The sequence below is a fragment of the Providencia sp. wls1922 genome (genome assembly GCF_009706505.1).
Lineage (GTDB): Bacteria > Pseudomonadota > Gammaproteobacteria > Enterobacterales > Enterobacteriaceae > Providencia > Providencia lanzhouensis.
Genome location: NZ_WLUG01000062.1, coordinates 23,014 through 29,753 on the forward strand (window position 1 = coordinate 23,014; position 6,740 = coordinate 29,753).

6 protein-coding genes are annotated in these 6,740 nt (G+C 40.1%); 5 read left to right on the top strand and 1 reads right to left on the bottom strand.

The window, feature by feature from the left end:
- Positions 1 to 2: 2 nt before the first annotated feature.
- Positions 3 to 1,229 (top strand): RtcB family protein, encoded by a 1,227-nt coding sequence (locus tag GKR71_RS05855; protein WP_006663311.1) that lies wholly within the window; start codon positions 3 to 5, stop codon positions 1,227 to 1,229.
- Between the two features lie 22 nt (positions 1,230 to 1,251).
- Positions 1,252 to 2,067 (top strand): nucleotidyltransferase domain-containing protein, encoded by an 816-nt coding sequence (locus GKR71_RS05860; RefSeq protein ID WP_442959407.1) that lies wholly within the window; start codon positions 1,252 to 1,254, stop codon positions 2,065 to 2,067.
- Between the two features lie 61 nt (positions 2,068 to 2,128).
- On the opposite strand, the gene GKR71_RS05865 is transcribed toward GKR71_RS05860, so the two are convergent.
- Positions 2,129 to 2,551, bottom strand: a complete 423-nt coding sequence (locus GKR71_RS05865; protein WP_036955165.1) for a DoxX family protein — start codon at positions 2,549 to 2,551, stop codon at positions 2,129 to 2,131.
- A 650-nt stretch (positions 2,552 to 3,201) separates the two neighbouring features.
- Here GKR71_RS05865 and GKR71_RS05870 point away from each other — a divergent pair.
- The 3 genes from GKR71_RS05870 to GKR71_RS05880 form a co-directional block, all read left to right on the top strand.
- Positions 3,202 to 3,795, top strand: a complete 594-nt coding sequence (locus GKR71_RS05870; protein ID WP_006663314.1) for a fimbrial protein — start codon at positions 3,202 to 3,204, stop codon at positions 3,793 to 3,795.
- Between the two features lie 52 nt (positions 3,796 to 3,847).
- Positions 3,848 to 4,540, top strand: a complete 693-nt coding sequence (locus GKR71_RS05875) for a fimbrial biogenesis chaperone (protein ID WP_036955168.1) — start codon at positions 3,848 to 3,850, stop codon at positions 4,538 to 4,540.
- Positions 4,541 to 4,554: 14 nt separating this feature from the next.
- On the top strand, positions 4,555 to 6,740 hold a 2,186-nt coding region (locus tag GKR71_RS05880), incomplete at its 3' end, for a fimbria/pilus outer membrane usher protein (RefSeq protein ID WP_154634047.1).

Below are 6,740 nucleotides of genomic sequence, written 5' to 3' on the forward strand. Positions count from 1 at the left end.
CAATGAATAACAATAACTTTAACCAAATTATGCAGCCCAATAGTGCGCCAGTAAAAATGTGGACTCACGGAGTCCCTGTTGACCCTGCGGCAGTGACCCAATTGCAAAACACCGCAAAAATGCCGTTTATCTTTAAACACCTCGCAGTGATGCCGGATGTGCATGTGGGTAAAGGTTCCACTATCGGGAGCGTGATCCCAACCAAAGGGGCGATTATCCCTGCGGCGGTTGGAGTGGATATTGGGTGTGGAATGATTGCGGTGCGTACATCATTAACTGCATCGGATTTACCCGATAGCCTGCAAAATATTCGTTTTGCCATTGAAGCGGCAGTACCTCATGGGCGAACCACTCATCGACACGGTCGAGATAAAGGCGCTTGGCATCGTGCCCCTGATATTGTGGATACCCACTGGGCGCAACTGGATGAAGAGTTCAAACGCATCTGCGATAAGTACCCGAAGCTACGTGGGACAAACCATTACAACCACTTAGGGACGCTGGGAACAGGGAACCACTTTATTGAGCTGTGTTTGGATGAGCAAGACCGCGTTTGGGTGATGCTACATAGCGGGTCTCGCGGAGTGGGAAATGCGATTGGTAACTTGTTTATTACCTTGGCGCAAAAAGATATGCAGCAACATATCGCCAATTTGCCAGACCGTGATTTGGCGTACTTTCAAGAGGGAAGCCAATATTTCAACGACTATATGGAAGCCGTAGGTTGGGCGCAGGATTTTGCCCGTCATAACCGTGAAGTGATGATGCATCGCGTGCTGGAAGCACTGTCGAAAGAAATCACCAAACCGTTTATGACGCAGCAAGAAGCCGTAAACTGCCACCATAACTATGTGCAGAAAGAGCAGCATTTTGGTGAAGAAATTTTGGTGACTCGAAAAGGGGCAGTATCTGCCCAAAAAGGGCAAATGGGGATCATTCCAGGCTCAATGGGAGCCAAAAGCTTTATTGTTCGCGGTCTAGGAAACGAAGAGAGTTTTTGTTCATGTAGCCACGGCGCAGGACGCGTAATGAGCCGAACAGAAGCCAAAAAGCGTTTTTCCGTGAGCGACCAAAAGATAGCCACCGCCCATGTTGAATGCCGAAAAGATAGCGATGTAATCGATGAAATTCCAATGGCGTATAAAGACATTGATGCAGTGATGGCAGCCCAATCGTCGCTAGTGGAAATTGTGCATACATTACGCCAAGTGGTGTGTGTGAAGGGGTAATTTTCCCCAATTAGGAGTTCAAATGAAAAGTAACAGCATGGAAAAAATGAGTGATGGCGTATCCATGCTTATGCAAGAAAGGATACGTGAAACATTAAGCGAGATAGAACGCACTCACCAAGTCAAAATATTATTTGCCTGTGAATCCGGTAGTCGTGGTTGGGGATTTGCCTCACAAGACAGTGATTATGATGTGCGCTTTATCTATGTGCATTCCCTCGATTGGTATCTGACACTCGATAGAAAGCGTGATGTGATAGAAAAGCCGATTGACGACGAGCTAGATGTGTCTGGTTGGGAATTATCAAAAGCCTTAAAACTGATGCGTAATTCTAACCCCGCATTAATTGAATGGTTACAGTCGCCGATTGTTTATCATAAAGATGAGGACTTTTTTGCTCAGTTAGAATCATTGGCTGAACAATTTTACTCACCGTTAAAAGCGCGTTATCACTATCTTTCTATCAGTAAAAGGAACTTATACACTGATTTTAAGGACGAAGAAGTGAAATTAAAAAAATACTTTTATATCTTACGGTCAGTATTAGCTTTGCGATGGATAGAGAACCATAAAAATATGCCACCGATGGCTTTTCGTGATTTAGTCGCGGCATGTGTCAGACAAAAGGATGTATTAACGGAAATTAATACGCTGCTAGAGATAAAAGGTCGAGGCAAAGAAAGCCTATATGGCGCACGCAGACCCGCTATTGATGCCTTAATCCAAGAAACCATAGACAGCATGGAACGCTACCAATTTCCAGAGCCGTCTTGTAAAGATAGTCGCCTGTTAGATGCGTTCTTACAGAAAACCATCTTAGAATTTAGTACTAAATAGCGTTTCCCGTTATCAAACAAAGGGCATCGATTTCGATGCCCTTTTCACTATTCCACGCTATTTATCGCCAATTCTCACTTTTTACCACAGAGAATTTCCCTGCCCCCAGTAACGCAATCGCCAGCGCACTCACAAAGAAATAAACGATGCTCTCAATCGCCCATGCCCCTGTTTTATCCAGTAAGAACGTTTTATCTAACCCCACCATTAACCATGCAACAATCATCGTGAACGCCACTAACAATGCAGATGGTCGGGTTAAAATACCCAACACAATGAAAATAGGAGCAACCACTTCACCCAAAATTGTGCCGTAAGCAATAAATTCAGGTAAACCATAAGAGGCTAACAACCCTTTGATGCCACTCGCACCTGTTAGCAGCTTGCTCATTCCGTGAAATAGCATTAACCCACCCACAGCTAAGCGCAACAGCAATTTTCCTGCATCTTCATGTGACAAACAACGATTGAAAAGTCCGACCATTTTGCACCCCATCTCTCTACGTTATGTTACTTATCATTATGGTTCAAAAATCAGAAATGAGAATTGTTTTAATTTTCATTTTATTCATCTATATCAAGGTAATTCTAGTTATTTTTAATCCACTATTTCTTATTCAAAAATAGCGTCTGTGCTCTCTTTTTTTGAACTAATTTTTTGAACCCAACGACTCAATGTGCAGTTCAATTGAAAAATATCCCATCAAAAAATTAACCACATAATTAACAAGATTAATCACTCAATAAATTTTTAATTAATTAAACAAAAATATTAGAAAAAGAATAATACTCTTTTTACTTGTTTAAATATTGAAGATAAATAGAAACAAAAAAATCCAGAATAAAAATAAAATAGAAACAAAATCACAAAATAAAATATTCCTTATATTATCTATACTTAACTAAGTAACATCACTCATTACAAGCAAAAATTCAGCACATTAAATAATAAAAAACAAAAAATACAAAATTTTAATCTGAAAATTTGAAATCATTGGATTTATAAACCCATTAATTCCACTTTACATATCTTGAAGATCTTTAAACCTTGTCTAAGCTTAAAAAGCTAGTTAATTCTGACTCGCAAAAAAAATCACTTATTTTAATTAATCGAGAACCTCGATGGGGTTAATTATGCCTAGACATATACTTTCTCTATCAATACTGTCCTTATCCGTGTTATCTGGCTCAGTAATTGCTGCCACAAATAGCCCTGGAGGTATTATTTCTTTCTCCGGTGCAATTAGTGATACTACCTGTACGATTAATGGTAATAACAGCGCTGATATGTCGATTGCTTTAGATCCGATTATATCTTCTGATGCAGGAACAACGGCAAGTACAGTTATTACAAAAAACCAAAAAGCCTTTGGGCTTACCTTTTCAAACTGTGCAATTGTTGGTGGAGGTACGCCAGCAGGGACATTAAAACTTCACTTCTCTTCAAGTAATATTTCGCCTTCAGGCCTGTATTTAATGAATACAACAGTGAACGAAAATGATCCAGCCGTTGCTCGTAACGTGGGCTTTAGCTTGTCACAGACTGGATCACCAACCGTTGCTATTCCATTAAATACGACCTTTGATACTCAGTTAACCGCAGCCAATACCACTTCAGCTGCTGGTGCAACATTGAACTTAATTGCTAGCTACTACAAAACAAATGCGACTGCCGCATCTGTCGGTGCGCTGCAATCAAACGTTGTTTATACCGTTTCATATCTATAACAATAAACTCAAGCTAGGTTCCTCTGAACCTAGCTTTTAGTGAGAATTTATTATGAAAATAAAATTATTATTCTTACTTCTTTTATTATTTTCTAAAGAAACATTTTCAAACGTTATTATTACAGGAACAAGGATTATATATCCAGAAGCTGCACAAAGCATGTCTGTGCAATTAACTAATAACAGTAACACACCGTCATTAGTTCAATCATGGATTGATGATGGTAATATAAACTCAACACCTGAAAATTCAGATGCACCGTTTTATCTTTATCCTCCTATTATCAAAATAGAGGGTTTACAAGGTCAACAATTAAAAATTAAAAAAACAGATAGAAAACTTCCAGATAATGTTGAAAGTGTTTTTTATTTAAATGTCCTAGATATTCCTAAAGCGCCTGATTCAATGAAAGGGAAAAATGTCATTCAATTAGCAGCGCGTTCAAGAATAAAATTATTTTATCGACCTAATGGATTAACTGAATTACCTGAAAATATCACGGACAATATTAATTACCAGCTAAATAATAACGGTATTGTCGTGAATAATAACTCCCAATACCATTTTACTATTGCTGCTATTACAACGTCTGAAGATAAAAAAACAGCGCTTGTTGATTCAGAGATGGTTCCACCACACACATCCAAAACACTGCCTTTAAAAAAACAGTTAAAAAGTAGCAATCTTATTCTGACTTATGTTGATGATTATGGTGTTTTCAAATCTAAAAACCTTCAGCTTTAACAGAAGAAACCATCATGAAAAAAGAAAATTATCTCTACATCCTTATTTTAATAGGGCTACAGACTTATCTAAAAAATGCATTTGCAGATGAATTCGATACCTCCCTTTTGGTGGGTGAATCTGCGAAAGGAGATATTTCTCGTTTCTATTCTGATGGACAAATTCCAGCGGGCAAACAGCTTGCGGATATCTATGTTAATCAGGTTTGGAAAGGGCAGTTTGACATCAATGTTGAAGATAATGGTAAGCAAATCAGCCTTGCGCAAAGTGATGTCCCTAAGCTCGGTTTAAAAACCACACCTAACCAAGTAGATCAGCCTGAGAATAACGCATATGTTCAACTCAGCTCACTGGCACCCAATTTACATTACCAATTTAAAATCAGCGAATTACGACTAAACATTACCGTTCCACAAGTGTCGATTAAACAATCTGAATCTGGTTATGTCGATCCCAGCTTGTGGCAACATGGCGTACCCGCCATTATTTTTGCTTATAATACAAACTATTACACTTATAAAGAGAAGAAACACGAAAAGAGAAATAATGAGAATTTCTATGCCACCCTCAACTCGGGTGTCAATTTAGGTGCGTGGCAATTTCGTGATGAATCCAGTTATCGCTATTCATCCCATGGCTCGCAAAAATGGCGCAATAACACCCGCTATGTATACCGCCCAATCAGCCAGATTAATTCAGGGCTAAAGGCTGGCGATTTTTATACACCAACAGCGCTATTTAATAGCATTCGTATGCGAGGCATTATGCTCGCAACGGAAGTGGGCATGTTGCCAAACTCAAGCCAAAACTTTGTTCCTATTATTCGGGGCGTCGCACAAACCAACGCCTTAGTCACCGTTTATCAAAATGGGTATTTGGTCTATCAAGAAAACGTGCCGCCAGGAGAGTTCGCATTTAACGATATTCAACCTAGTGCGGGAAGCGGTGATTTATTGGTGGTAATACAAGAAGCCGATGGTCGAAAAGAGTCATTTTCTGTTCCCTACTCCGCCGTACCCGACATGCTCAAAGAAGGTGTTTCCAACTATAACGTTCTTGCTGGGCAAGCAAAAATCGACAATACCTCATACCAACCTAAATTTATTCAAGGCGAATATCATTACGGCTTGAATAACTTGGTGACGCTCTATTCAGGCGCTCTACTCAGTGAGAAATATTATTCCGCCGTCATTGGAAGTGGTTGGAACTTTCGCTTTGGTGCTATCTCCGCGGACGTCACTCACGCCAAAACTCAATTGGATAGTGGAGATAAGAGTGGTCAAAGCTATCGTTTAACCTACAGTAAATTTATTGATGCCACTTCAACCAGTTTAACTCTCGCCACATACCGCTATTCCACTAGCGGCTACTATAGCTTTGTTGATTCAATTTACTCTCATGATAACTACAAAGCATGGCAGCGATATCAAGACCAAAATGCTAACCCAATTGGCAATAATAATAACAATTCAGATCTCTCGTTAAGCAACTTCGATGCCCTACGTGGCTCACGAGCGAAAAATACCTTCACCATTAACTTGAATCAGCAGCTTGGCAACGATTATGGCTCTGTTTTTGTTTCTGGTACCCATCGTGATTACTGGAACACTCACGGCAGTAGCCGAGAATATCAAGTCGGTTATGCCAACAACTACAACGACATTTCCTACAACGTATCCGTATCACGGGTGCGTAATTATGATAATAAAGAAGAAACTCGCGTTTATATGAATATCAGCGTTCCCATTAGCCTATTCGAAAAACGCGCTAACGTAAGCTTAGGCAGCTATTTTACTGACTCTCACTATGAACAAACAGCTTTGAGTGTCAGTGGCATCGCGGGGAAAGATAACCAAGTTAATTACACCGTAACAGGCACAAATCAGTCTGGGGGCAACAATGTCCTCGGTGGAAATATTACCTATAAACACCCTTACACCACATTATCCGGTTCTTATACCGAAGCGAATGATTATCGCCAGGCAGGATTAGGCGCCCGAGGTACCTTGGTCGCTATCCCTAACCATATCGCCTTATCGGGTGATACTGGAGATACCTACACCATCATTGATGCCCCAATGGCCAATAATATGATGGTAAATGACGATAAAACCACGCTAACCAATCAGCGAGGTGTGGTACTAGTGACCAACAGCACCCCTTATCGCGCTAACTCATATACCCTGTCTGATACCGAAAA

Coding starts and splice junctions, on each gene's coding strand:
- GKR71_RS05865 (WP_036955165.1), bottom strand. CDS start 2,551: ATGGTCGGACTTTTCAATCGTTGTTTGTCACATGAAGATGCAGGAAAA.
- GKR71_RS05860 (WP_442959407.1), top strand. CDS start 1,252: ATGAAAAGTAACAGCATGGAAAAAATGAGTGATGGCGTATCCATGCTT.
- GKR71_RS05870 (WP_006663314.1), top strand. CDS start 3,202: ATGCCTAGACATATACTTTCTCTATCAATACTGTCCTTATCCGTGTTA.
- GKR71_RS05855 (WP_006663311.1), top strand. CDS start 3: ATGAATAACAATAACTTTAACCAAATTATGCAGCCCAATAGTGCGCCA.
- GKR71_RS05875 (WP_036955168.1), top strand. CDS start 3,848: ATGAAAATAAAATTATTATTCTTACTTCTTTTATTATTTTCTAAAGAA.